Genomic DNA, 23,772 nt, shown 5'->3' with positions numbered 1-23,772 from the left:
TCAAGTTACGGCGGCGTTGGCTACGGGTGCTCGCCGAATCACGTAGTATGTCTACGCTCATCGGTCGGTCGCCCTTGCCGCCTTGCCGTAACTCGAAATTCATTGGGTATAGTCATGGGCTTTTTGTAACAAGTCTATTGATGATAGACTTCGCGCCTTATTAAATAACGAAAGGTTGCCATGAAGTTTATCATTAAATTGTCGCCAGAAATAACTATCAAAAGCCAGTCTGTGCGATTACGTTTTATTAAAATCCTTTCCACTAATATTCGCAACATACTGAAGCCCTGCTGTGATTCATTGGCGGTGGTTCGTCATTGGGATTATATTGAGGTGCGGACAAAAAATAGTGCGCAGGCTCCCCAAATTTGTGATGCGCTGACACGTCTCCCCGGGATCCACCATATTCTTGAAGTTGAGGAGCATAGCTACAAGGATATGCAGGATATTTCTGCGCAGACGCTGGCTTGTTACCATGACCTATTGGTCGATAAAACCTTTTGTGTACGGGTTAAACGCCGTGGCCAGCATTCGTTTTCTTCCCTCGAGGTCGAGCGATATGTTGGTGCTAGATTAAATCAACAGATTAAAAATACCAAAGTCGATCTAACCTGTCCTCAGGTCACTGTACGTTTAACCATCGATGAAGATCAACTCGGGTTGATCCAAGCTCGTCACCAAGGGTTGGGTGGTTTACCGATTGGTACGCAAGAAGACGTATTATCATTGATTTCCGGTGGTTTTGATTCTGGCGTATCCAGTTATATGCTGATGCGCCGAGGTTGTCGAGTCCATTTTTGTTTTTTTAACCTCGGGGGAGTGGCGCATGAACTGGGGGTTAAACAGGTAGCTTACCATCTGTGGCATCGCTTTAGCCGTTGTCATCGCGTGCGTTTTGTGAGTATTGATTTTGCCGAAGTTGTGGCTGAAATTTTAACCAAGGTGAGCGATAGCCAAAGGGGGGTGGTGCTGAAACGGATGATGATACGTGCGGCGACTAAAATTGCGGAGCGTTATAAAGTACAGGCTATCGTTACCGGCGAGGCGTTAGGGCAGGTTTCCAGCCAGACGCTGACCAATTTGAACGTCATCGACAATGTTTCCGATACGCTGATTTTACGTCCGTTAATCGCGCATGATAAAGAACAGATTATCCGATTGGCGCGTGAAATTGGTACTGAAGAATTTGCTAAAACGATGCCAGAGTATTGTGGTGTGATGTCCAAAAGCCCGACGGTAAAAGCGGTGAAAGCCGAAATTGAAGCGCAAGAGTCTCATTTTGATTTTTCTCTACTCGATCGCGCCGTCAGTGAAGCTAAAAATAGCGATATTCGTGAAATCGCGCAGCAAGATCCCTCTTTATTACCGATTGAAACGGTCACTGAAATGACGGCAGGTGATGTCTTGTTAGATATTCGCGCGCCGGAAGAGCAAGAAGAGAAACCATTGGATTTAGATCCAGTCCACATTCTGCCCTTTTATAAACTCAGGAGCCAATTTAGCACGCTTGATCAGAGTAAAACTTATTTGTTGTATTGTGATCGGGGCATCATGAGCCGTTTACAAGCCCTTGATTTACGCGAACAGGGTTTTACCAATGTGAAAGTGTATCAAAAAGAAAAAAATGAGACGCCCGGTTAGCGACTCATTGTGCTCCGCGTGGTCAGAAGCGGAGCACTGAAGATTAATAGTATTTCACACAAGCCACATAGCTAGTGCTAGTAGCAGTGATTGGGGTCTCAATCACGTGTCCGTTGCCTAAGTGAACACTATAGCCACTAGGATCCCGTGTCCAATAGTTATCGCTTTGCCAACCATAGCCATAATAATGAGTCATGCTCCCCCATTCACTCCATAATATACGATCAGCGACACGAGTCGCGTTTGTTTTTTGCTGTTCTGTTGCATTGGTCATGAAAGATATAAGGGGTAATTGAAAACCGTTGCCTCCATTGTTACAAATGGAGTCAGCTTTACTATTGGTGAGTTTTATAAGACCACTATTAATCCACCATTCTTCTATCGTAAATTTATAAGATTGCATATTATTCTGTATATCTCTATCTTTCGCCGTAATGCTAACAGTGGTAGAAAATGGGTCGAGTGGACTCACCATTGTCACAAAACCATTTTGATCTACCGAGACATTCTGATCAGACGAACTCCAATCATAGTCTTTATTATTAGCCTCTGTTCCATTGACCAGCAATTGAAAACGAGCCCCTTCAAACCCGGTTTGTGGAAAGCCTTGATCAACATCAAATTCAGCCCCATTGACCCGTACTTTTGTAAAAATCAGTTGGGGTTTTAATGTGACGCGGGGCGATGGGATCCCAGCGACGGGTTTACCCGCGATCTGTAGCTCAATCGTCACCTCTTTGGCGGCACTGCCTTTCAAGGTAGCGGTGTAAATGCCGCCGTCTTGCTCCGTCACTTTACTCAGTATGGTGTCAGCGGCGTCGTTTACCTTGAAGTTTACTGTTAGTCCACTGAGGGGTTTGTTATCGGCATCTTTAGCAGTAAAGGTCAAAATAGATTCATCATTGCCATCGGCAAGCATTTTCGGTTTGGAAACCACAAATGAAGACTTGTCTGGACTTACTTCATCCACTTTCACTTTTTTCGCCGCCAAAGTGAGTTTTTGTGGGGTTACGCCGATAGATTTGCCTGTGATCAGCGGTTCGATAGTAACCTCTTTTGCGGCACTGCCTTTCAAGGTAGCGGTGTAAATGCCGCCGTCTTGCTCCGTCACCTTACTCAGTATGGTGTCAGCGGCGTCGTTTACCTTGAAGCTTACTGTTAGTCCACTGAGGGGCTTGTTATCGGTGTCTTTAGCAGTAAAGGTCAAGACAGTTTCATCATTGCCATCGGCAAGGATCTTCGGTTTGGAAACCACAAACGAAGAGGTGTCTGGATTCACTCCCTCCACTTTTTTCTGTATTAAGGTCACAGCTTTGGGGGGGATAGCGGCTATTGAATTACCATCGATGCGGGGTTCGATAGTCACTTCTTTTGCAATGCTTCCTTTCAAGGTGGCGGTGTAAATGCCGCCGTCTTGCTCCGTCATCTTACTCAGTGTGGTACCAGTGGCATCACTCACCTCAAAGCTTACCGGTAATCCACTAAGGGGCTTGCTATCGGCATCTTTGGCAGTAAAAATCAAGACAGATTCATCATTGTTGTCGGCAATAATCTTATTTTTGGAAACTATAAAATCAAATTTAGCAATTTTATTAAGCTTATGAACTTTCATTAAATTCACAGTGTACGGTTGCAATATGTTTTTATTCAAACTCGGGGTGAGCTCTATTGTCCCTGGTTGCGTGCCTGCCGTTAAGATGGTGGTATATTTACCCGGTTTCGATTCTTTTATATCACTTAATTTAATCGGTGATCCCGGAAGTGTTTCCCCATTTTCAGGGTTCTCTGTTGCGGTAAAACGCGGTGTTAAAATTAATTGATTCGCCATTCCTTCAATGGGTTGATTATTATCATCGCGTAAATTGATATAAATATGGCTGGTTGACTGACCATCAGCAATTAAAGCATCTGATGATGCCCATGTTTGTGAGTGCTGCCCGTTGACATTTTGAGGTGTTACCATTAATTGCACGATAACAGGGGTAGATGTATTCCCTTTATTATCATAAGCAACTGAACTTAAAGTATAAATATTATTGCTGCCTGGCTGATAAGGAGGCATTGTGATCTCTAACGCAACAGGAGACACTGATCGCACCGTTCCTCCCGCCGCCTGTAAAGCAGCACTGTTCCATTCAATACGTCCTAGACCATATTTTGTCGTGACCGACGCGGTTAAACTCTGTTTACTTTTCGCCATCCCGGTTATTTTTTTCGGCAAGGTTAAGCTGATCAGTGGCTGTTTTTGATGATCCAACACAATATGATTATTGCGCTCTACCAAATCGTAGTGGCTACCGGCCAGGCTCCGTATCGTTGCTACTGTTGTTGGGTTGATCTGTGTTTGCCAGGGTTGGCCTATCCGATAATTTATTTGAAGATTAAAACGCGTATCGCTTTTATTTCCTTTTCCTTCTCTATGCTCAGCACCCAAGGTGATTAATGGGATCGGGGTATAATTGATCCCCATACTGATAGCATAAGGATCACGCTGGCGCTGACTTTTACCCCATAAATCGACATCATTACCTCGATATTGTTCAAATAACAGTTTACCGCCCAGTTGTGGATAAAAGGGTAAATACATTTCAGCACCTATGTCGTATCCATTCGCTGGCCGTTCGTTATAATCAGCAAAATCTGCTGACGAGTGCCAATCCGTGATGGCGACATAATGGTTGGCGGATAATTTTAGGTGATCCGACCAAATTTCGGCGCCTATCCCAATACGTCGGTTTTTATTCGTCACGTCTTGATCAAAAAAGGTATTCATCCCAAACAGCCAATGATTTTGCCAGGTGCGTATTCCCATGCCGATATTGACGGTGTTGCGGCTATCTTTATTACGGGCACCGAGCTGAGTAAATAACATCGATTGGGGGCTATCGTATAGAGGAAGCAGAAGATCGAGCGCACTTCCCTTTAAATGAAAATGATCATTAACATTGAATTGTACTCGCGCGGTGCCAAATTGTTTGAGCCATTGCTGAATTGAGGTATTCGCTTGCGTCAACAACGCTGATCGCGCCATATTAATGGCCGCATCAGTGGTATTACTGCTTGATAATAAGGAGCCTGTTTTCATTACGACAGTAGCTAATTGGGTATCAGCGGTCTTTTCTTCAAAATAATGCGTATTTTTATCTGAAAATGAAGTGGCATCACTATTGGCCATAATCATTAATGGTGAAAAATAAAGACTCAATGGAAATAACAGCTGAAAGACAATATTAACCCAGGTTATACTTCGCAAAAGGCGGGACTGTTTTTTTAAATTGGCATAGATCCTATCAACAGGTTTTTTAGGGTGATTTTTTAGCAATAAAACTGTAGCTTTAAAAAAAAGCAGCATAAACGTCCTTATCAAGTATTTCCCTGTAGTACGGGTAGTGCCATGAATTAAATAAGTTTAAGTGTAGTGCCATAGTGTCTATTTGCCAGAAACAGGCTAAAAATAATAAATTTTTAAAAAACATAAAAATAAAATACAACCTACAGGAGAGAATATGCCCTCGTTTGATATTGTTTCTGAAATCGATATGCAAGAAGTGCGCAATGCAGTAGAAAACGCCACCCGTGATTTAAGTACTCGTTGGGATTTTCGTAATATTCCCGCCAGTTTTGAGTTTAATGAAAAAAGCGAAAGCATTAAAGTTGCTTGTGAATCGGATTTTCAAGTTAAACAATTAGTCGATATTTTGCGTGAAAAACTGGCCAAAAGAGGGATTGAAGGGGCGGTATTGGATATCTCGCAAGACATTATCCACAGCGGTAAAACCTACAGTGTAGAAGCCAAACTAAAACAAGGCATTGAAAGTTTACTGGCAAAAAAATTGGTAAAGCTGATTAAAGACAGTAAGTTGAAAGTTCAAACACAAATCCAAGGTGAACAAGTCAGAGTCACAGGGAAATCCCGTGATGATCTACAAGGGGTGATGGCATTGATTCGCGGGGCAGATTTGGGGCAACCTTTTCAATTCAATAATTTTCGTGATTAATTTTTCTCTCACAGTAAATATACCCTTCGTCTTTGAAGTTGCCGCTAGGCAGCAAAGGCGAAGGGTATTTACCATAAAGATTACCGACGCTGTTTGATGAAGTGTGGTTGATTAGTTAAATTTTTTCTACTATAAAATAACTATTATTATTTAATTAAATAGGAAAACAATGCCTAATCATTCTGATGGTTTTTCTTATTCTTATTTACCCTTATCTTCTTCTGATTTTTCATCAACACTGAATGAGTGGGATATATTTAGAATAAAAAATAAAGGAACTAAATTCAGTGCAACGGTATTTAGAAAATGGTTTGAATGGTTGAAAAAAAAATTAGGTATGAAACTCAGTAAAACTGAATATATTATGCTGAGTCAAGCGATTGAGAATAAGGATGGAATGTATAATGCACTAAATGTAATGCATGTTCTCTATGATTTGATGCCAAGATATGAAAAAGAAAATATTGAATTCACCGTTAATTTTGATACTCATTTTCGTGGCAGCAGCCCGCTTAGTGTGCACATGAAGCATAAAGGTGATGTTTTGATTTCAAGTAATTTATCTGATTTTTCAGATTATAAATATTTTAAAGAAAACTTTAAAACCTTTACTATAAACTTTCCCTATATTAACTTGCAGAATATTTTTAAAGAAGTTAATGACATTGGTTTTAATTTTCCTGATCTTATTAAAAAAATGAATAATATTATTAAATTAGAACAAATGACTGATCCTACTCCAGATTATAAAATAGTTTGTCCGGAGACTCTCCCTCCTCATTATGAAAATTTAGCTTCTTATGAAGAGAAGGTTAATTATAATGATGAAGTTTATGCCAATCAAAAAAATGTTTTCACAGCCATAGCGATTTCCTGCATATTATTATCATTTGCAACGGAGATCGCGCTCTGTAGCCGCTTGGTTTCTGAGAATTTTCAATATAAATTTAAAGATCATAAAAGATATATTAATTTTATGGTTAATCGTGCCGAAGCAGATATTGATAATATTTTAAATAAAGATGAAGATAATGCATTCAATAAAGAGACTAAAATTAAAGAAATCCTCGAAAATTTTTTGGCTAAAATAAATAAGAAAATAGAAGATCAGACTAAATATGAAGGCGTTGTCATTGAATTATATTTATCCTCAACGGTTGATGAACCCCACCGTTTGGCCATGTTAGGGCACATTTCGGAAGAAAAAATAAAACAAAATCCGTTTTTTTCTGAGGAAGATAAGTCTCAATTTATAGCAAAACTTAGCGCATCTACGCCTCGCGGTATCTAATCGTATATTTTCATCTGTTATACCCTTCGCCTTTGAAGCTGTCGCGCTATTGGCTGCGGGTGTTCGCCTTGCATCAAATTAAACTGATTCGGCTATAATTATTAACTAATTGCTCTAGCTGACGGCGAGTCGTTTGTTTGGTATCCACTTTTACGTAAATGCTTTTTTCCGTTTTTACTACCATCACTTCTGTTACTCCGGGCTGCTCTTTGATACATCGCTCTAGTGTTATGCTATTTTGTATCGCTGATGAAGGCAGGATAATGCGTAGGCTGCTGACGTAAGGCGGCTCTTGCATAGTACAACTAACAGTAAGCCATAACAGCGCAAGCAATCCTCCGGCTAAAAATACAGTTTCAATCCCTGCCAGACCCAATATCCACCCCCCCATACTACCGCCAATAGCAACGCCAACAAATTGACTGGTGGCGTAAATTCCCATCGCTGTACCTTTATAGCCTACAGGGGCTTCTTTGCTAATCAGTGAAGGTAAAATCGCCTCCATTACGTTAAAAGCAATAAAAAATAATTGCACTGCGGCAATGATGACCCAAAGATGTTGCTCTGCTTTCCACCATATTATTTCTGCGACTAACAATAATGCGACAGCCGTAATGAAGACCTGTTTTATTTTTCGTTGCAGTTCCGCATAGATAATGACAGGCACCACTGCGGCAAAGGAAATTAGCATAGTCACCAGATACACTTGCCAATGTTGAGTTGGCGCTAATCCGGCATTTGCCATCACTTGCGGCACGACAACAAAACTCGACATTAATAGCGCATGCAAGGACATAATACCGAAATTGAGTTTTAATAAACGCCGATTTTTAATCACTTTATTGATACTGCTTTTAACAATATTCGACTCGCGATTTAAAATAGGGGTATTAGGAGAAGGTACCGCGAATAAAGTAATAACGATAGCCAATAAAGCGAGTAAAGCCATGCCGAAAAATAAATTTTGTAGGCCAAAAGCATGGGTAAAAATAGGTCCCAACACCATAGCACCGGCAAAAGTAACGCCAAAACTAACGCCGATAAACGCCATCGCTTTAGTGCGGTTTTGCTCACGAGTGAGATCAGACAACAAAGCCATTACTGCCGCCGAGATGGCACCTGAGCCTTGCAACGCACGTCCCAGGATAATCCCCCAAATAGAGGTGCTTAGAAATGCTATCAGGCTGCCAAGTGCAAAAAGCAATAATCCAGCAACGATAATTGGCTTACGACCAATACGATCAGCCAGCAGTCCAAGAGGAATTTGCAACAGCGCCTGCGTTAGTCCATAAATACCAATAGCGATACCAATCAGTGATTCAGTGGCGCCTTCCAACGTCATGCCATAAATGCTAATCACAGGTAATAGCATAAACATACCCAGCATGCGCAGTGAAAAAACCGTCCCCAGCCCCCAAGTGGTACGTAGTTCTAACGAGGTCATTTTATTGTCGTTAATATTGGGTATAGATCTCATGTTGCAACTGCAAACACCGTCAAGCTGTTGGGGTAAGAGGTTTAATAAAATCAATAGACATCATGATACTCAATGAGGTGATGGCAATGATGGAAAACACAAAAAGTTTTCTCGCCCAAAGATGATTATCTATTGCTTGATAACCGCGCAATGCCATAACGAACCACCAAAGGCTTACTGCGCCGGTCACGATAAAATAGTGATATCCGGTATAACCACTTAACGTTAGCATTAACGTGGCTACCATAAATGCCAAAATATAAAGTGTGATGTGGTTTTTTGTGACCGATATACCTTTTATGATAGGTAAGATAGGAATATTGGCGGCGCGATAATCCTTAATGCGGAAGATAGCAATAGCGTAGGAATGTGGCATTTGCCACACACAAAAAATGAAGAATAGAATAAAAGCAGCGGTATCAAATTGCCCTGTAACGGCGCAATAACCAATAACCGGGGGTGTAGCGCCAGATAAACTGCCAACTAAAGTACCGTAGACAGAGTGACGTTTCATGTAAAGACTATAAATGCCAACATAGATAATAAGACCTATTACCGCTAATATCACAGCCAGTACATTAGTCATAAAACAAAGCAACAAAACACCGATAATACCTAATAGGGAAGCATAAACCAGGCTGGTTTTTGGATCGATAAGTCCTTTTACCAGCGCCCGGTTTTTGGTTCTTTCCATCATTTTATCGATATCGCGATCAATATAGTTATTAAATACACAGCCTGAAGCAATAACTAATGAGACACCCAAAAGAGTAGCCAGCAATAAAGCATAATCAACACTACCCTGTGCCGCTAGCAAAAATCCGCCAACGACGGAAATTAAATTACCAAAAATAATACCGGGTTTAGTGATCTGTAGGTATTGCTTCATCATTACAATACAGCTCTTAGAGGCTGTTTGAAATCTCTCGTGTGTACTGATACCTTGTCAAAAAAAGGCTCGAAACGTCCATTGATGTCCTTGTTTTTGTATAAAAAAGGCAACTGCGCTTTTTCGCCCATTTTTTTTTCAACTGAGCGTAGCGGTAGCTCAACGGCGATTTCAAATACGCTTTTATTGATCATCATATTAGTTAGGGCATCATATTGATATTAAGGTTATACATAATCCAAAGTGAGCCAACAACAATAATAGCTATTACCAAGATGGTGAATAAAAAAGCGCCTAAATTCCAACGCTCTTCCGATGAGCCATTCATATGTAAGAAATAGACTAGATGTACGATAATTTGCACGATCGCTAAAGCCACTACCGTAGTAAGAATAAGAGTATGAGAAGCAGTATTGCTCATCACCATGGCAAACGGAATCACGGTCAGAATAATGGACAGCACGAAGCCAATCAAATAGGACTTCAAACTTCCATGACTCGCCCCAGCATGGTCAGTAGTATCAATCATTTACATTGCTCCCAACAAATAAACAATGGTGAATACGCAGATCCAGACCACATCAAGAAAATGCCAAAATAAGCTCAGACACATCAACCGCGTTTGATTTGTGGTGTTTAAACCCCGTCTCATGACTTGAATTATCATAATAATGATCCAGATCAAACCGGCGCTGACATGGATACCGTGAGTGGCCACCAATGCGAAGAAGCTCGATAAAAAAGCGCTGCGATCCGGGCCATAGCCTTCAGCAATGAGTTCATGGAATTCAAAAATTTCCATCGCGACAAAACCCAGCCCCAAAATAAAAGTCAATGCCAACCAAATGTTAACTTGATTTTTACAGCCTTTATTGATGCCGAGCATTGCGATACCGTAAGTGATGCTACTCAATAACAGCAAGAAGGTTTCTATCAATACGAATCGCAGATCAAAAATATCTTTACCGCTTGGTCCATCTGCTATGCCATTGACTAACACAGCATAGGTTGCAAATAGCGCTGCAAATAAAATGCAATCGCTCATTAAGTAAATCCAGAAACCGAATACCTTAATGGCGCCCATGTCCTGGTGATGGTGCTCTGAATGAATACTATTATGATGGGTGATATTATTAGGGTGCGCCAGAGTTTCAGTTGACATAATTCACGCCTGCTTTGCTGATTTGTTCATGATGTTGACTCTCTATACGGGCTACTTCGTCAATGGGTACATAGTAATCCACATCTTCATCGAAGCTTTTTATAATCCAAGTAACCATAGCGCCAATCAGACCGACAATAGCTAACCACCAGATATACCAAATCATCGCAAAACCGAAGATCAAGCTAAACCCAGCAATAATCACGCCTGCTCCAGTATTTTTTGGCATATGGATGGGTTCATATTTTGCGGAGTTTGGTTTGATAACATCGGATTTCGCTGTGTCTGGCGAGGCCAAAAACGGGTAAGCCTCAGCATTTTCTTTCATCCGCCAGAATTCATCACGATCATGAATTTGTGGCACTAGCGCGAAGTTATAAAATGGAGGAGGAGAAGAAGTCGCCCATTCTAATGTCCGTGCATTCCAGGGATCACCGGTGAGATCGCGATTTTTTTCACGATCACGAATGCTGACAAAAATTTGGATGAGCTGACATAAAATCCCGCAGGCGATCAGCAAGGCGCCGCCGGTCGCGACCATCAACATCGGATGAAATTCTGGGTTAATATCTTGGCTCAGGCGTCGCGTCATCCCCATAAAGCCTAAAATGTACAGCGGCATAAAGGCGACAAAGAAACCAACGAGCCAGAACCAGAATGCGCGGATCCCCCATTTTTCATCGAGTGTAAAACCAAAAGATTTTGGAAACCAATAAGTCAAACCGGCGAAACAACCAAACACAACCCCTCCAATAATCACATTATGGAAGTGAGCAATTAGAAATAAGCTGTTATGTAGAACAAAATTGGCACCTGGTACCGCCAGTAGCACGCCAGTCATACCACCCACGGTAAAGGTAACAATAAATCCGATAGTCCACAGCATAGCAGAATTGAATTGGATACGACCTTGGTACATGGTAAACAGCCAATTGAAGATTTTCACCCCAGTGGGTATAGAAATAATCATAGTGGCGATACCAAAGAAAGCGTTAACGTTAGCACCTGATCCCATAGTGAAAAAATGGTGTAACCAAACGACAAAGGAGAGAATGGTAATAACAATGGTCGCCCAGACTAATGAGGTGTAGCCAAATAAACGTTTCCGGCAAAAAGTGGCGGTTACTTCAGAAAATATACCAAATGCGGGCAGAACGAGAATGTAAACTTCCGGATGGCCCCAGGCCCAAATCAGGTTGATATACATCATCATGTTGCCACCCATATCGTTAGTAAAGAAATGAGTGCCAAGGTAGCGATCTAACGTCAGTAACGCGATAGTCACTGTCAGGATGGGAAAGGCAACGATGATTAAAATATTCGAACAGAGTGCTGTCCAGGTGAACACTGGCATTTGCATCATCGACATGCCAGGTGCTCGCATTCTAAGAATGGTAGCGAAAAAGTTGACACCTGCCAGCAAGGTACCGAGGCCAGATATTTGCAGACTCCATATCCAATAATCGACCCCAACGCCTGGATTATATTCTTTAGCTGATAACGGTGGATAAGCCAACCATCCCGTTTGTGCAAATTCACCCACGCCAAGCGATATGTTAATCAAGAGTACACCGACGACAAACAACCAAAAGCTCAGTGAATTTAAAAATGGATAGGCAACATCACGTGCTCCGATCTGTAAAGGCACCACAATATTCATCAAACCGACGATAAAAGGCATCGCCATAAAAAAAATCATGATCACGCCATGGGCGGTAAAAATTTGATCGTAGTGATGAGGGGGCAAAAACCCCGCTTCTCCCGCTGAAGAAAGCGCTTGCTGGCTCCGCATCATAATCGCATCAGCAAAACCACGCAGCAGCATGACCATGGCAACGATGATATACATAATACCGATTTTTTTATGGTCAACTGAAGTCAACCATTCGCTCCATAGCCATTTCCACTTGCCAAAGTAGGTTAAGGCCGCTGTCAGCGCCAATCCAGCCAGCATAACGATCGCAAGGGTTACCATAACGATAGGTTCGTGAAACGGCACCGCGTCAAGTGTTAATTTTCCTAACATCTTTTATTCCTCGGCCTCTAGGTGAGCATGTTCACTTTTATGTGTGTCTTTATGCATGTTTTCGTTCATATGACTGCCATTATGCATATGCATATCACCCATAAATTTGTTAATCGTTTCATTAAATAGTTCGGATTTCACACTAGAAAAGTATTGAACGGGATTATTTTCACTGGGCAGCGCTAATGCATCAAAATCAGCTGTATCTTTTAAAGCGTCTGGTGAGGCTTTCACTTGAGCGACCCATTGATCAAAATCTGCTTCTGTAGGCGTAGCGATAGCGGTAAATTTCATACCTGAGAAGCCGGCACCACTGTAACTACTGGAGATGCCTTTGTATTGACCCGCTTCATTAGCAATGAGATGCAATTTGGTTTGCATTCCCGCCATCGCGTAAATTTGCCCGCCTAACTGAGGGATAAAAAACGCATTCATTACCGAGTTAGAGGTGATTTTAAAATTCACGGGGACATGAGTTGGAAAGGCTAATTCATTGACGGTGGCAATACCTTGCTCGGGGTAGATAAATAGCCATTTCCAATCAAGTGAAATCACTTCAATAGTGACAGGTTGTTTATCGCTAACAAGGGGTTTGTAAGGATCAAGCTCATGGCTGGTTCGCCAAGTTATTACTGCCAAAATAACAATGATAATGATTGGCACTGTCCAAACAACAAACTCTATCTTGTTAGAGTGGCACCAGTTAGGCTTGTAAGTGGCATTTTTATTGGTAGCACGAAACTTCCATACGAAAAAAAAGGTCATCAAAATAACCGGGATGACCACGATTAACATCAAACCGGTAGCCATCAGTATCAATTTTTTTTGTTCAACTCCGATAGCACCCTTAGGATCCATTAACACAGTATCACAACCACCCAACATGATTGTGGCTACTAATAAAAAAAACATTCCTATGTTTTTAATGTTACTTTTCAGTCCCATCTAACGACCCCAATAACAAAAATAGTGCGATGAAATTTCGCTCGAAACTGATTGTTGCGCGTCTTTGGCGCTTTGAATTTATTGATATCATCTATACTCATCGCCTTTGAAGCCGCCGTGTTGTTGGCTGCCAGCTCTCGCCTCATGGTATGTCTACGCTCATCGGCCTCACCCCCTGGCAGCCGAAGGAAACTTCAAAGGCGATGGGTATATCCTTGTCTTTGAAGGACAGGGTTTCACGGCGCATCGGATAAACGGCCATTCTACGGCAAGGTTATTGGACTGTAAATAAGCTTAATTTAAGATATACCCTTCGTCTTTGCAGACGCCGTGTTGTTGGCTGCGGGTGCTCGCCTCATGGTATATCTACGCTCATCGGTCGGTCGCCCTGGCAGCCGAAGGCAACTTCAAAGACGAAGGGTATAGCATTGAGTGGGAAGGAGAAGGTGGTGCTGAAAAAGAATTCTGTTAAGATGCGGTTGGGTGCTTGAGGCTTTTTGCTTTGAGCAGTCGTGATAGGCAGGAAGACAAAAGCCCCAAGTTATTTTTCAATTAACCTGAGGCTCTCGAATGCTCCAACAACATAAGAGTAGCCTCTTAACCGCAGTAATGCAACCGGAGGCTAAAATGTCACGAAGACTTATTTTGTATGGACTTATCGTTATTTGTGTAACCATACTGGTGTTCACCTGGATGGTAAGAGGTTCACTTTGTGAACTAAGTATCAAACAAGGAAACACAGAGTTTTCTGCCGTTTTAGCCTACGAAGCAAAACGTTAAGAGCAACTCTGGCGGGAGGTGACTCCCGCCGTTTTGCTGCTGTTGCATGCGAGTTTTTAAGCACCCAACCCCTCTCTACTTAACTTACTTTTAGTTGTGCGCTGCTGCGCCCCGGATCCTTTCCCCTCACAGAAAAAAATGAATCCAAAGACAAGCATGCTATTTCTTCCTGTTTGGCTGTGTGATAGGGAAGCGATCGTTAGCACCTAGGGTCAGATAGCATTGAGTGGGAAGGAGAAGGTGGTGCTGAAAAGGAATTCTGTTAAGATGCGGTTGGGTGCTTGAGGCTTTTTGCTTTGAGCAGTCGTGATAGGCAGAAAGACGAAAGCCCCGAGTAATTTTCTTAATTAACCCGAGGCTCCAATATGTCCACAGAACATAAGGATAGCCTCTTAACTGCAGAAATGCAATCGGAGGTCAGAATGCCGCGAAAATTCGCGTTATCCGGTTTAATTGTGATTTGTATCACAATTTTACTTTTCACCTTGCTGATACGCGATTCACTGTGTGAGTTACGTATCAAACAAGGTAACACGGAGGTAGCGGTGTTCCTGAACTACGAATTTAAGAGCTAACCGCGAGGCGGGGTTCGCGCCCCGCCTTTTCGGTGAAAGACATGTGACACTTGAGCACCCAACCTTTTCTGCTTACTTTTAGTTGTGCGCTGCGCCCCAGATCCTCTCCCCTCACAGAAAAAAATGAACTCAAAGCATTGAGTGGGAAGGAGAAGGTGGCGCTGAAAAAGAATTCTGTTAAGATGCCGTTGGGTGCTTGAGACTTTCTGTCTTGAGCGGTCGTGACGGACAGAAAGACGAAAGCCCCGAGAATTTTTTTAATTAAACTCGAGGCCATCTATATGTCTACACAACGTAAGGATAGCCTCTTAACTGCAGAAATGCAATCGGAGGTCAGAATGCCGCGAAAATTCGCGTTATCCGGTTTAATTGTGATTTGTATCACAATTTTACTTTTCACCTTGCTGATACGCGATTCACTGTGTGAGTTACGTATCAAACAAGGTAACACGGAGGTAGCGGTGTTCCTGAACTACGAATTTAAGAGCTAACCGCGAGGCGGGGTTCGCGCCCCGCCTTTTCGGTGAAAGACATGTGACACTTGAGCACCCAACCTTTTCTGCTTACTTTTAGTTGTGTGCTGCGCCTCAGATCCTCTCCCCTCACAGAAAAAAATGAACTCAAAGACAAGCATGCTATTATGTCACGAAGACTTATTTTGTATGGACTTATCGTTATTTGTGTAACGATACTGGTGTTCACCTGTATGGTAAGAGCCTATTCGAAATCTCTTGTGCTCGCTGATACTTCGTCAAAACATTAAGATAAAAAAGAATTGCGCTTTTTTTCATCAATTGAGCACAGCTCAAAGAAGATTTCAAATAGGCTCTATACTCCAGTCCTTCAAGTTTCCGCTAGGCGGCCAGGAAGTGAGACCGATGAGCGTAGACTACTATGTGATTCGGGCGACTCCCGCAGCCAACAACGCGGAGGTTTCAAAGGCGAAAGGTGTAAATACTTCCCTTTACCAGAAACGCCTGATAGATAAAACAAATATTCGTGTCTCTCCAGTATTTAAAGTTAATTGTCTACAGAATTTGGTGAGATGTGTCGCAAATGGGCAGGCTAAGCTCAATCTTCCTTATTTATCTTTAATCCCTTTACTATTTCTTCACACGCCAGAAGTAACAGAACTTAAATTAAGCGTATACGGAAACGAAAAAGATAGATGAAAATAATAGTATGTATATTATTATGCTTAATAAAAATTTAATGTTAATTACAGTATTGGGAAAATATTTCAATTATGGAAATGCCAGGTTTTGTAACTAGTGCAGCTAATTATGTTTACTCGTTTTCGTCGCCAGAAGATACCTCTCTGCACAACAGGTATAAAGTGCTAGATGCGTACCAGAATGATCCAAATCAGAAGCCTGGTGAAGATCGTGCTCAGGTTGTCAATATATTGAAAAATCGTGCTAAATATGAATACGGTATATTAGATTTGTCTGATCTACGATTTAGTGCTTTACCAGATGCTAAGTTCTGGGGAAAGGGGATAACAGAGCTATGGATCAAAAATAATACACTTTTAAAGGAACTGCCGGATATTAGTATTTTAGAAGATTTAGTGGTTTTGGATTTGACAGATAGTAATATAGAAATATTACCTGCTTGTGTAGTGGGCAGGATAAAGTTTTTAAAAGCAAACATTTTACTTGAGCGGTTAAATATATTATTAGATATTTTTAATAAGAAAAAACTTCTTAATGAAGAAAACCTCCTAGAGCTTAAAAAGGTAAAAATTTATTTAGAAAAATTAGTTAGTGACGGAACCGAGGATCTAAAAAAATCGGAAAAATTTTATTACTTTTATAGTAAAGGCCATGACCATATCATGCTGCAATCTTTATTGCCAGGAGAGGCTTATATATCAATATGGACGTCTCTTATTAATAATTTTTGGCCTGATGAAAAATTGAGAGAAATATCAGTACATAATTTTGATGATATGATTATGCCTGTACCTAGTAAAATGCATGATATACAACATTACGGCCCATTTTTTGGAATTCGTCCGCCTGGTTTTATTGAATACGAAAAAATTATTATGGATCATTTAGCAGCGGTTAGGAAGAGAGCTCATTTTGACGTTTCTATGACCGAATATGACACCAATAAATAAGCTAGAGTTATACTTTCGCTTATTTATAGCTTCTGTCTGTATGTACTATCTTCGTGGGGTGTACGACCCCACCTTGAACTATACCCTTCGCCTTTCAAGTTACGGCGGCGTTGGCTGCGGGTGTTCGCCGAATCACGTAGTATGTCTACGCTCATCGGTCTCACCCCCTGGCCGCCTTGCCGTAACTCGAAATTCATTGGGTATATCTATGCTGTATCACTTTTCATGCCCCTCGATACCCTCGGTGTGCTTACTAAAATGACGACGAACCATCACAAAGAATAATGGGATAAAGAAGATAGCCAGTACTGTTGCAGCAATCATTCCTCCCATAACCCCGGTACCTACCGCATTTTGTGCGCCCGAACCTGCTCCGCTGCTAATGACTAACGGTGTAACGCCGAGGATAAAAGCCAAGGAGGTCATTAGAATGGGTCGCAAACGCATGCGAACCGCTTCAAGCGTTGCTTCAATCAACCCTTTATTTTCTTTTTCCATCAGTTCTTTGGCAAATTCCACGATCAGAATGGCATTTTTAGCGGACAACCCGATAGTGGTTAGCAAACCCACTTGAAAATAAACATCATTATCCAATCCACGTAAAAAGGTGGCCAATAAGGTTCCGAGGATCCCTACAGGTACTACCAAAATAACCGCGAATGGAATTGACCAACTTTCATATAATGCAGCCAGGCATAGAAAGACGACCATCAGCGAGATAGCGTATAGCATGGTTGCTTGATTGCCAGATTGACGTTCTTGATAAGACATGCCACTCCATTCATAACCTATTCCAGCGGGGAGTTTTGCGGCTAAATCTTGCATTAGATCCATGGCTTCACCGGTACTTTTGCCGGGTGCCGCCTGTCCTAAAATCTGCATTGATGGCCGACCGTTATAACGTTCTAACCGTGGTGAACCCTGTTCCCATTTGGCACTGGAAAACGCGGAAAAGGGCACCATTTTATCTGTATTGCTGCGGACGTACCATTTATCGATATCATCTGGCAACATACGAAATGGCGCGGCAGCTTGCACAAAAACTTTCTTTACCCTGCCACGATCAATAAAATCATTGACATAGCTGCCACCTAATGCAGAACTCAGGGTGGTATTAATATCCGAGATGGTCAGTCCTAACGCTTGTGCTTTTTCCATATCGATTGAAAGTTTGAATTGTGGCGTATCTTCTAAGCCATTAGGTCTCACCCCAACTAATACATCGGGATGTTGTGCTGCCATCCCTAATAGCTGATTGCGTGCTTCGGTTAGTTTTCGGTGCCCTAGATTTCCTTGATCAATGAGCTGAAAATCAAAGCCGGTAGCGGTACCTAATTCGGTGATCGCCGGAATATTAAAAACGAAGACTAAGCCGTCTTTAATGCCTGCAAAAGTTCGAGCCGCACGGTTCACTACCGCTTGCACGGTATTTTCTTTCCCGGCTCGTTTGTTCCATTCTTTCAAGCTGATGAATGCTAAACCCATATTTTGCCCCTGCCCGCTGGTGGCAAATCCGTTAATGGTGAGCAATGAGCTAACGGCATCTTGGGACAGGAAATAATCGGTGACTTGTTCAAGTATTTTTTCCGTACGTTGTTGCGTCGCCCCAGCGGGAAGTTGAGCTAAGGTTAGTAGTACCCCTTGATCTTCTTCTGGCAAGAACGAGGTTGGCAAACGTAAAAATAGGATAATGGTACCCAGTATAATCAGGAGATAAAGCACTAAATAGCGCCCGGTAGTCCGTAAAATACGGTTCACGCCATCACTGTACTGTTGGGTGGCTTTGGCGAATAGGCGATTAAACCAACCAAAGAAGCCTTTCACTGAATGGTGACTCCCTTTGGCGATAGGCTTTAACATGGTTGCGCACAAGGCGGGGGTTAAAATTAACGCGACAATAACCGACAGCACCATGGCAGAAACAATAGTAATGGAAAACTGTCGATAAATTACACCGGTAGCCCCCTCAAAAAAAGCCATAGGAATAAATACGGCAGATAAAACTAGCGTGATCCCCACCAAAGCACCTTGAATTTGTCCCATGGCTTTTTTAGTTGCCGCTTTGGGCGATAAGCCTTCTTCCTGCATCACTCGCTCAACATTTTCTACCACCACGATAGCATCATCCACCAACAGGCCAATCGCCAGCACAATGCCAAACATCGTGAGTGTATTGATCGAATAACCAAAGGCGTAGAGGATAGCAAAGGTACCCAGTAAAACGATTGGGACTGCAATTGTTGGGATCAGGGTTGCGCGGAAATTCTGCAAAAATAGATACATGACGAGAAAAACGAGGATAATGGCTTCAACGAGCGTGGTCACCACGCCTTTAATAGAGGTTTTTACAAAAGGGGTGGTATCGTACGGATGAACCACTTTTAAACCCGGCGGAAAAAATTGTTGCAGTTTATCTAATTCCTCTTTGACTGCTGCTGCCGTTTTTAATGCGTTAGCCCCAGTGGCTAATTTAATCCCTAAACTTGTCGCGGGTTTGCCGTTATAACGGATAATCATGTTATAACTTTCAGCACCAAGCTCAACAGTAGCGATATCTTTTAAACGTACCTGTGAACCATCAGGGTTGATTTTGAGTAAAATTTGGTTGAATTCTTCTGCTGAAGTGAGGCGAGTTTGAGAGATAATCGAAGCGTTAAGTTGTTGGCCTGGTACCGCAGGAGTAGCACCGAGCTGCCCCACTGCCACCTGATCATTTTGCGCTCGAATAGCATTAATGACCTCAACAGGCGTTAACTTAAACCTATTAAGTTTATTCGGATCCATCCAAATACGCATCGCGTTTTGTGCGCCAAAAAGCGGTGCATCACCGACACCCGATATTCGACTAATAGGATCTTTAATATTGGTGGCAATATAATCAGCAATTTCTTCTTGTTGCATGGAGCCATCTTCAGAAACAAAGCTGGGAAACATTAAATAAGCATCACTTGATTTTTCAACTTCAACACCTTGCTGTTGAACCTGTTGGGGCAGTAGCGGCATTGCCAACTGTAATTTATTTTGCACCTGTACTTGGGCGACATCCGGATCGGTACCAGGTTTAAATGTTAAAGAAATCTCTACATTACCTGAATAGTCACTACTAGAAGATAAATACAGCAGATTATCGATACCATTCATTTTTTGCTCGATAACTTGCGTCACTGTATTTTGTACGGTCGCCGCATCAGCCCCTTGATAATTGGCGGATATGCTAATGGTGGGGGGGGCTACAGTAGGATATTGTGCAATCGGTAATATCATTATTGCCGCACTTCCTACCAACATAATCATGATGGCAATAACCCAAGCGAAAATAGGGCGATCTATAAAAAAATTAGTCATGAATTATCGGCTCCTATTTAAGCTGAGACATCTGAATTTTTTTATACCCTTGCCTTTGAAGCCGCTGCGTTGTTGGCTGTGGGTGCTCGCCGAATCACGTAGTATGTCTACGCTCATCGGTCGGTCGCCCTGGCAGCCGAAGGCAACTTCAAAGACAAAGGGTATATTCATTGTGGAACTGTATCGGATGCCGGATGATCAATCTCCTGTCCCTTAACCTGAATACCCGGTTTTATTTTTTGTAAGCCGGTTAAAATAACGCGATCACCGGGTTGCAATCCTTCGGTAACCAACCATTTATCACCAATCGCTTGCCCTGTTGTCAGTTTACGTAACTCTACTTTGTTATCTTGGCCTATTACCATCGCGATGGCGTCACCACGAGGATCACGGGTAACTCCTTGTTGTGGTACCAGTAGCGCATCCGTTTTTATACCCTCATCCAAACGAGTCCGAACAAACATCCCCGGTAACAATGCTCCATTAGGATTTGGAAAAACAGCACGTAAAGTAATGGAATTGGTGCTTTGATCAACAGTGACATCAGAGAATTCTAGCGTGCCGGTAGCCGGATATTCTCTGCCATTTTCTAATAGCAGACGTACTCTGGCTTTGCCTGCTTCTTGTTTTAGTCTACCGGTTGCTAATTCTTCTTTCAGACGCAGAAATTGATCACTCGACTGCGTAACATCCACATACATAGGATCAAGTTGTTGGATGGTTGTCAATGGATTGGTTTGACCGCTGCTGACCAATGCCCCTTCAGTGACCAATGATTTACCACTACGCCCCGAAATGGGTGAATTCACTTTGGTATAGGCTAAATTAATGCGCGCTGTTTCCAACTTTGCTTTCGCACTCATCACTTCTGCATTCGCTTGGGTCAATGCAGATGAAGCCTCATCGTATTCTTGTTTACTGACATAATGTGTTTTTAACAGTGGTTTATAGCGATTTAATTTCATACCGGCGATTTCGGCACTGGCCTGTGCTTTTGCTAAATCACCCTTGGCGCTGTTATAAGCAGCATGATAGGGGGCAGGATCAATTTGATACAGTGAGCTGCCAGTAGTGACATTACTGCCTTCTGTGTAATTACGTTTCAGGATAATACCACTTACCTGTGGGCGAACTTCCGCTACCAAGGATGCGGCTGTACGACCTGGAAGCTCAGTGGTGACATTGATGGATTGTGCTGCTAGGGTCACGATTCCCACTTCAACCAAGGGTCGTGAAGCCGCCTTTTGTGAACTATCTTTATCATTACAGCCTACAATGACGACACTGCTTAAAAGTATTAGCATTGGAACCAGAGGTATTAACCCTTTTTTTTTGCTCATAAATAAACCTCAAGCATTCTATTGCCAATAAATTAATGGATGGTAAATGCTTAAAACCTGTTTGATAGCGCTAGTGCTCTTATTAATGGTATCTCAATTAGAATCACATTATAGCTAAAGTTATTATAACTACAGCTATATTGTAGCTATAATCCTTTGCCTTTGAAGCTGTCATGTTGTTGGCTGCGGGTGTTCGCCCGACTCACGTATAGCCAAACACCTAGCGGCAACTTGAAGGACTGTGGGTATAAATCAAAACCTAGCTTGTTTTTCTTCTCGCTTGTCACCCCCTGATTTTTTCCTTTTCGCATTTGATGATAAACGTCTATTCAACAAAAAATTAATGTTGATGATGCCCTTGCTCATCAGTATTTTCACTTCTATGCTTCTCTATAGGCTGGGATTTCATTAAGGAATCACTAATGCTACCTATCAGCTCGTCAGAGCCGTCTGCGATCAACCCTTTTGCTCAGTTGCGTTATAGTAAACGTGCGCCAATATTCATAGTAGACAGTGAGCAAGCGATGACTTTCACTGAGAAATTGGATCAAAATATTAATGACTGGTGTCTTTCTCCGGAAGAAAAGGACGCTACTGCCTATCAAGCAGCTTGGAATGAAAGAATAAATACCAGTCATCACCTTCTTAATAATCAAAAAATTTATTTTTTTTCAGGTTTGTATGCCTCTGAACAGATACGCTTTTACGTCTATAAAATTAATGATGAAACCCCGGCTGGCATGATGATCACATCTTGTTTTTATGAGGGGTACCTAACAATCGAACGCTTGGTAACGCATCCAGGTTCAATGGGGTGTGGAGGGGCTTTAATAGAAGAAGCCGTCAGATATTCTGAAATGCAAGGTTATCACGGTGTGGTTAAATTAATCGCGGTTGATGACAAAGCAGCACTTTGTTATCTAGCGTTAGGATTTAAAGAGGAAAAAGAAGAAGAGGAAGATGAGGTACTGCTGCTAAAGCTTGACCCTAATACCAATGAACATTGGGAAAAAAATAAAGAAAATGATAATAAGTGGTCTTTGAAGAAATATATCACTACATTCTATTTGGAAAATGTGTTTAAAGAAGTTGCTGGCGAATAAAAGGATATTAGTATGAAATGGCATATTTTTATTATGACGGTTTTAATGGTGTGCAGTCATTCCTTGTTGGCACAAAGCGATAAAGTTGATATGCGCGTCATTCTTTTAGGAACCTCTGGGCCAGAAATGTCACCTGATCGTTCAGGATACGCAACATTGATTGAGGTGGGAGGAAAAAAATTATTGTTTGATGCGGGTCGTGGCGTGTTGCAACGGCTTTATGAATCGGAAGTAGATATTAAAAAAGTGACTACTGTTTTTTTAACCCATCTTCATAATGATCATATCGAAGGATTAGCTAGCCTTTGGATCACGCCTTGGTTTTTGTTGGGGCGAACGGAGCAGATGAAAATATGGGGTCCTGTCGGCACATTGAAAATGCGCGATGGTATGCGAACTATGTATGGTCATGATGTACAAAATCGTTCAGATGAACATAATAAAAAAGAATCACTGGATCTCAAGGTTATAGAAATTGAAAATCCCAAAGAAAATGTTTGTCCAAAAAAGGGCGACCCGATAAGTCTAGGACAAGAGCTTTACAAAGAAAAAGATAATACGCCAGCAGCGCATGAAATTAAGGTAACCGCATTTCCGGTGTGTCATGCCGATGGTAATCCTGCTTTTGGATATAGTATTACTTACAACAATAGAAAAGTGGTTTTGTCAGGAGATACTACCTACTCGCGTAATGTTGTGCATCACGGTATGAACGCTGATTTAATTGTTCATAATGTGATCGCAACCGGTAAAGATTTTTCCCATACACCAGAAATGCAGATCATTTTGGGAAAATTAACGACCCCGGAACAGGCGGCCGACGTTTTTAAAGAAGCCAAACCGAAAATGGCGGTATTCTCTCATATTGTTAAAAAAGGACTTCCTGGCGCGGAGGGCGATAAAGAAATAATGAAGAGGACACAAGAAACCTATAAAGGTCCTCTTGAAATGGGTGTTGATCGGATGATCATTGACATTGGTAGTCAAGTGAGAGTAATCAAACCCAAGGTAATCTCTGATTTAACTGATCTTGATTTTAAGAAGCATCCTGATAAATGAGGGTCATGTTAATTCG

General features: G+C 41.9%; 24 protein-coding genes. 10 read left to right on the top strand and 14 right to left on the bottom strand.

The genetic code is table 11. From position 1 onward, the window contains the following. Nucleotides 1-180: 180 nt before the first annotated feature. A complete protein-coding gene (gene thiI / locus AACL30_RS10490) occupies nucleotides 181-1,641 on the top strand; it encodes a tRNA uracil 4-sulfurtransferase ThiI (RefSeq protein WP_339056608.1) in 1,461 nt (486 codons plus the stop codon). A gap of 43 nt (nucleotides 1,642-1,684) precedes the next feature. Here thiI and AACL30_RS10485 read toward each other — a convergent pair whose 3' ends face one another. Beyond that, the gene (locus AACL30_RS10485) at nucleotides 1,685-4,993 is read right to left on the bottom strand and encodes an inverse autotransporter beta domain-containing protein (protein WP_339056607.1); all 3,309 of its coding nucleotides are present in this window, start codon (nucleotides 4,991-4,993) and stop codon (nucleotides 1,685-1,687) included. A 154-nt stretch (nucleotides 4,994-5,147) separates the two neighbouring features. Here AACL30_RS10485 and AACL30_RS10480 point away from each other — a divergent pair, with 154 nt between their 5' ends. Both AACL30_RS10480 and AACL30_RS10475 read left to right on the top strand, forming a co-directional pair. Beyond that, nucleotides 5,148-5,639, top strand: coding sequence for a YajQ family cyclic di-GMP-binding protein (locus tag AACL30_RS10480; protein ID WP_339056606.1), 492 nt, complete (start codon nucleotides 5,148-5,150; stop codon nucleotides 5,637-5,639). 169 nt (nucleotides 5,640-5,808) lie between these two features. Next, entirely contained in the window at nucleotides 5,809-6,930 is a 1,122-nt protein-coding gene (locus AACL30_RS10475; protein WP_339056605.1) for a hypothetical protein, read from the top strand. A 73-nt stretch (nucleotides 6,931-7,003) separates the two neighbouring features. Here AACL30_RS10475 and AACL30_RS10470 read toward each other — a convergent pair whose 3' ends face one another. The 7 genes from AACL30_RS10470 to cyoA are packed head-to-tail and all read right to left on the bottom strand — an operon-like array spanning nucleotide 7,004 to nucleotide 13,429. After that, the gene (locus AACL30_RS10470) at nucleotides 7,004-8,389 is read right to left on the bottom strand and encodes an MFS transporter (protein WP_339058456.1); all 1,386 of its coding nucleotides are present in this window, start codon (nucleotides 8,387-8,389) and stop codon (nucleotides 7,004-7,006) included. A 37-nt stretch (nucleotides 8,390-8,426) separates the two neighbouring features. Beyond that, on the bottom strand, nucleotides 8,427-9,299 hold the full coding sequence (cyoE, locus tag AACL30_RS10465; protein WP_339056604.1) for a heme o synthase: 873 nt from the start codon (nucleotides 9,297-9,299) through the stop codon (nucleotides 8,427-8,429). After that, on the bottom strand, nucleotides 9,299-9,493 hold the full coding sequence (locus tag AACL30_RS10460; protein WP_039908007.1) for a hypothetical protein: 195 nt from the start codon (nucleotides 9,491-9,493) through the stop codon (nucleotides 9,299-9,301). The genes cyoE and AACL30_RS10460 overlap by 1 nt, the downstream gene beginning before the upstream one ends. Before the next feature lie 5 nt (nucleotides 9,494-9,498). Then, nucleotides 9,499-9,825, bottom strand: a complete 327-nt coding sequence (locus tag AACL30_RS10455; protein ID WP_006705177.1) for a cytochrome o ubiquinol oxidase subunit IV — start codon at nucleotides 9,823-9,825, stop codon at nucleotides 9,499-9,501. Continuing rightward, a complete protein-coding gene (locus AACL30_RS10450) occupies nucleotides 9,826-10,458 on the bottom strand; it encodes a cytochrome o ubiquinol oxidase subunit III (RefSeq protein ID WP_339056603.1) in 633 nt (210 codons plus the stop codon). After that, the gene (gene cyoB / locus AACL30_RS10445) at nucleotides 10,448-12,484 is read right to left on the bottom strand and encodes a cytochrome o ubiquinol oxidase subunit I (RefSeq protein ID WP_339056602.1); all 2,037 of its coding nucleotides are present in this window, start codon (nucleotides 12,482-12,484) and stop codon (nucleotides 10,448-10,450) included. The genes AACL30_RS10450 and cyoB overlap by 11 nt, the downstream gene beginning before the upstream one ends. 3 nt (nucleotides 12,485-12,487) lie before the next feature. Beyond that, on the bottom strand, nucleotides 12,488-13,429 hold the full coding sequence (gene cyoA, locus AACL30_RS10440; protein WP_339056601.1) for a cytochrome o ubiquinol oxidase subunit II: 942 nt from the start codon (nucleotides 13,427-13,429) through the stop codon (nucleotides 12,488-12,490). A 627-nt stretch (nucleotides 13,430-14,056) separates the two neighbouring features. Between cyoA and AACL30_RS10435 the strand changes: the two genes are divergently transcribed. Both AACL30_RS10435 and AACL30_RS10430 read left to right on the top strand, forming a co-directional pair. After that, complete coding sequence (locus AACL30_RS10435; protein WP_339056600.1) at nucleotides 14,057-14,209, top strand: Hok/Gef family protein; 153 nt, start codon at nucleotides 14,057-14,059, stop codon at nucleotides 14,207-14,209. 422 nt (nucleotides 14,210-14,631) lie between these two features. After that, nucleotides 14,632-14,784, top strand: coding sequence for a Hok/Gef family protein (locus AACL30_RS10430; RefSeq protein WP_141553656.1), 153 nt, complete (start codon nucleotides 14,632-14,634; stop codon nucleotides 14,782-14,784). Here the strand turns inward: AACL30_RS10430 and AACL30_RS10425 are convergent. Further along, entirely contained in the window at nucleotides 14,774-15,061 is a 288-nt protein-coding gene (locus AACL30_RS10425; RefSeq protein ID WP_339056599.1) for a hypothetical protein, read from the bottom strand. The genes AACL30_RS10430 and AACL30_RS10425 overlap by 11 nt on opposite strands. A gap of 61 nt (nucleotides 15,062-15,122) precedes the next feature. Between AACL30_RS10425 and AACL30_RS10420 the strand changes: the two genes are divergently transcribed. The 3 genes from AACL30_RS10420 (at nucleotide 15,123) to AACL30_RS10410 (ending at nucleotide 16,909) form a co-directional block, all read left to right on the top strand. Beyond that, nucleotides 15,123-15,275: a Hok/Gef family protein gene (locus AACL30_RS10420; RefSeq protein WP_141553656.1), complete on the top strand. Its 153-nt coding sequence runs from the start codon at nucleotides 15,123-15,125 to the stop codon at nucleotides 15,273-15,275. Between the two features lie 387 nt (nucleotides 15,276-15,662). Further along, nucleotides 15,663-15,956, top strand: a complete 294-nt coding sequence (locus AACL30_RS10415) for a hypothetical protein (RefSeq protein WP_339056598.1) — start codon at nucleotides 15,663-15,665, stop codon at nucleotides 15,954-15,956. Nucleotides 15,957-16,030: 74 nt separating this feature from the next. Next, nucleotides 16,031-16,909: a hypothetical protein gene (locus AACL30_RS10410; RefSeq protein WP_339056597.1), complete on the top strand. Its 879-nt coding sequence runs from the start codon at nucleotides 16,031-16,033 to the stop codon at nucleotides 16,907-16,909. Nucleotides 16,910-16,932: 23 nt separating this feature from the next. Here AACL30_RS10410 and AACL30_RS10405 read toward each other — a convergent pair whose 3' ends face one another. The 5 genes from AACL30_RS10405 to AACL30_RS10385 form a co-directional block, all read right to left on the bottom strand. Beyond that, complete coding sequence (locus AACL30_RS10405; protein ID WP_176603490.1) at nucleotides 16,933-17,106, bottom strand: hypothetical protein; 174 nt, start codon at nucleotides 17,104-17,106, stop codon at nucleotides 16,933-16,935. Nucleotides 17,107-17,125: 19 nt separating this feature from the next. Beyond that, complete coding sequence (locus AACL30_RS10400) at nucleotides 17,126-20,254, bottom strand: efflux RND transporter permease subunit (protein ID WP_339056596.1); 3,129 nt, start codon at nucleotides 20,252-20,254, stop codon at nucleotides 17,126-17,128. A gap of 3 nt (nucleotides 20,255-20,257) precedes the next feature. After that, nucleotides 20,258-20,425 (bottom strand): hypothetical protein, encoded by a 168-nt coding sequence (locus AACL30_RS10395; protein ID WP_339056595.1) that lies wholly within the window; start codon nucleotides 20,423-20,425, stop codon nucleotides 20,258-20,260. Beyond that, entirely contained in the window at nucleotides 20,422-21,594 is a 1,173-nt protein-coding gene (locus AACL30_RS10390; protein ID WP_339056594.1) for an efflux RND transporter periplasmic adaptor subunit, read from the bottom strand. Before AACL30_RS10390 ends, AACL30_RS10395 begins: the two co-directional genes overlap by 4 nt. A 146-nt stretch (nucleotides 21,595-21,740) precedes the next feature. Further along, the gene (locus AACL30_RS10385) at nucleotides 21,741-21,905 is read right to left on the bottom strand and encodes a hypothetical protein (protein WP_339056593.1); all 165 of its coding nucleotides are present in this window, start codon (nucleotides 21,903-21,905) and stop codon (nucleotides 21,741-21,743) included. 213 nt (nucleotides 21,906-22,118) lie between these two features. Between AACL30_RS10385 and AACL30_RS10380 the strand changes: the two genes are divergently transcribed. Both AACL30_RS10380 and AACL30_RS10375 read left to right on the top strand, forming a co-directional pair. After that, nucleotides 22,119-22,697 (top strand): GNAT family N-acetyltransferase, encoded by a 579-nt coding sequence (locus AACL30_RS10380; RefSeq protein WP_339056592.1) that lies wholly within the window; start codon nucleotides 22,119-22,121, stop codon nucleotides 22,695-22,697. Nucleotides 22,698-22,709: 12 nt separating this feature from the next. Further along, nucleotides 22,710-23,756, top strand: coding sequence for an MBL fold metallo-hydrolase (locus AACL30_RS10375; protein WP_339056591.1), 1,047 nt, complete (start codon nucleotides 22,710-22,712; stop codon nucleotides 23,754-23,756). Nucleotides 23,757-23,772 lie beyond the last annotated feature (16 nt).

This window comes from Candidatus Regiella endosymbiont of Tuberolachnus salignus (assembly GCF_964020115.1).
Taxonomy (GTDB): domain Bacteria; phylum Pseudomonadota; class Gammaproteobacteria; order Enterobacterales; family Enterobacteriaceae; genus Regiella; species Regiella insecticola.
This window is presented reverse-complemented; position numbering and strand designations above follow the sequence as displayed.

Coding starts and splice junctions, on each gene's coding strand:
- cyoA (WP_339056601.1), bottom strand. CDS start 13,429: ATGGGACTGAAAAGTAACATTAAAAACATAGGAATGTTTTTTTTATTA.
- AACL30_RS10385 (WP_339056593.1), bottom strand. CDS start 21,905: ATGCGAAAAGGAAAAAATCAGGGGGTGACAAGCGAGAAGAAAAACAAG.
- AACL30_RS10450 (WP_339056603.1), bottom strand. CDS start 10,458: ATGTCAACTGAAACTCTGGCGCACCCTAATAATATCACCCATCATAAT.
- AACL30_RS10390 (WP_339056594.1), bottom strand. CDS start 21,594: ATGAGCAAAAAAAAAGGGTTAATACCTCTGGTTCCAATGCTAATACTT.
- cyoE (WP_339056604.1), bottom strand. CDS start 9,299: ATGATGAAGCAATACCTACAGATCACTAAACCCGGTATTATTTTTGGT.
- AACL30_RS10435 (WP_339056600.1), top strand. CDS start 14,057: ATGTCACGAAGACTTATTTTGTATGGACTTATCGTTATTTGTGTAACC.
- AACL30_RS10420 (WP_141553656.1), top strand. CDS start 15,123: ATGCCGCGAAAATTCGCGTTATCCGGTTTAATTGTGATTTGTATCACA.
- AACL30_RS10400 (WP_339056596.1), bottom strand. CDS start 20,254: ATGACTAATTTTTTTATAGATCGCCCTATTTTCGCTTGGGTTATTGCC.
- AACL30_RS10480 (WP_339056606.1), top strand. CDS start 5,148: ATGCCCTCGTTTGATATTGTTTCTGAAATCGATATGCAAGAAGTGCGC.
- AACL30_RS10425 (WP_339056599.1), bottom strand. CDS start 15,061: ATGGCCTCGAGTTTAATTAAAAAAATTCTCGGGGCTTTCGTCTTTCTG.
- AACL30_RS10395 (WP_339056595.1), bottom strand. CDS start 20,425: ATGAATATACCCTTTGTCTTTGAAGTTGCCTTCGGCTGCCAGGGCGAC.
- AACL30_RS10415 (WP_339056598.1), top strand. CDS start 15,663: ATGAGCGTAGACTACTATGTGATTCGGGCGACTCCCGCAGCCAACAAC.
- AACL30_RS10430 (WP_141553656.1), top strand. CDS start 14,632: ATGCCGCGAAAATTCGCGTTATCCGGTTTAATTGTGATTTGTATCACA.
- AACL30_RS10375 (WP_339056591.1), top strand. CDS start 22,710: ATGAAATGGCATATTTTTATTATGACGGTTTTAATGGTGTGCAGTCAT.
- AACL30_RS10380 (WP_339056592.1), top strand. CDS start 22,119: ATGACTTTCACTGAGAAATTGGATCAAAATATTAATGACTGGTGTCTT.
- AACL30_RS10485 (WP_339056607.1), bottom strand. CDS start 4,993: ATGCTGCTTTTTTTTAAAGCTACAGTTTTATTGCTAAAAAATCACCCT.
- AACL30_RS10475 (WP_339056605.1), top strand. CDS start 5,809: ATGCCTAATCATTCTGATGGTTTTTCTTATTCTTATTTACCCTTATCT.
- thiI (WP_339056608.1), top strand. CDS start 181: ATGAAGTTTATCATTAAATTGTCGCCAGAAATAACTATCAAAAGCCAG.
- AACL30_RS10460 (WP_039908007.1), bottom strand. CDS start 9,493: ATGATGATCAATAAAAGCGTATTTGAAATCGCCGTTGAGCTACCGCTA.
- AACL30_RS10405 (WP_176603490.1), bottom strand. CDS start 17,106: ATGAATTTCGAGTTACGGCAAGGCGGCCAGGGGGTGAGACCGATGAGC.
- cyoB (WP_339056602.1), bottom strand. CDS start 12,484: ATGTTAGGAAAATTAACACTTGACGCGGTGCCGTTTCACGAACCTATC.
- AACL30_RS10455 (WP_006705177.1), bottom strand. CDS start 9,825: ATGATTGATACTACTGACCATGCTGGGGCGAGTCATGGAAGTTTGAAG.
- AACL30_RS10410 (WP_339056597.1), top strand. CDS start 16,031: ATGGAAATGCCAGGTTTTGTAACTAGTGCAGCTAATTATGTTTACTCG.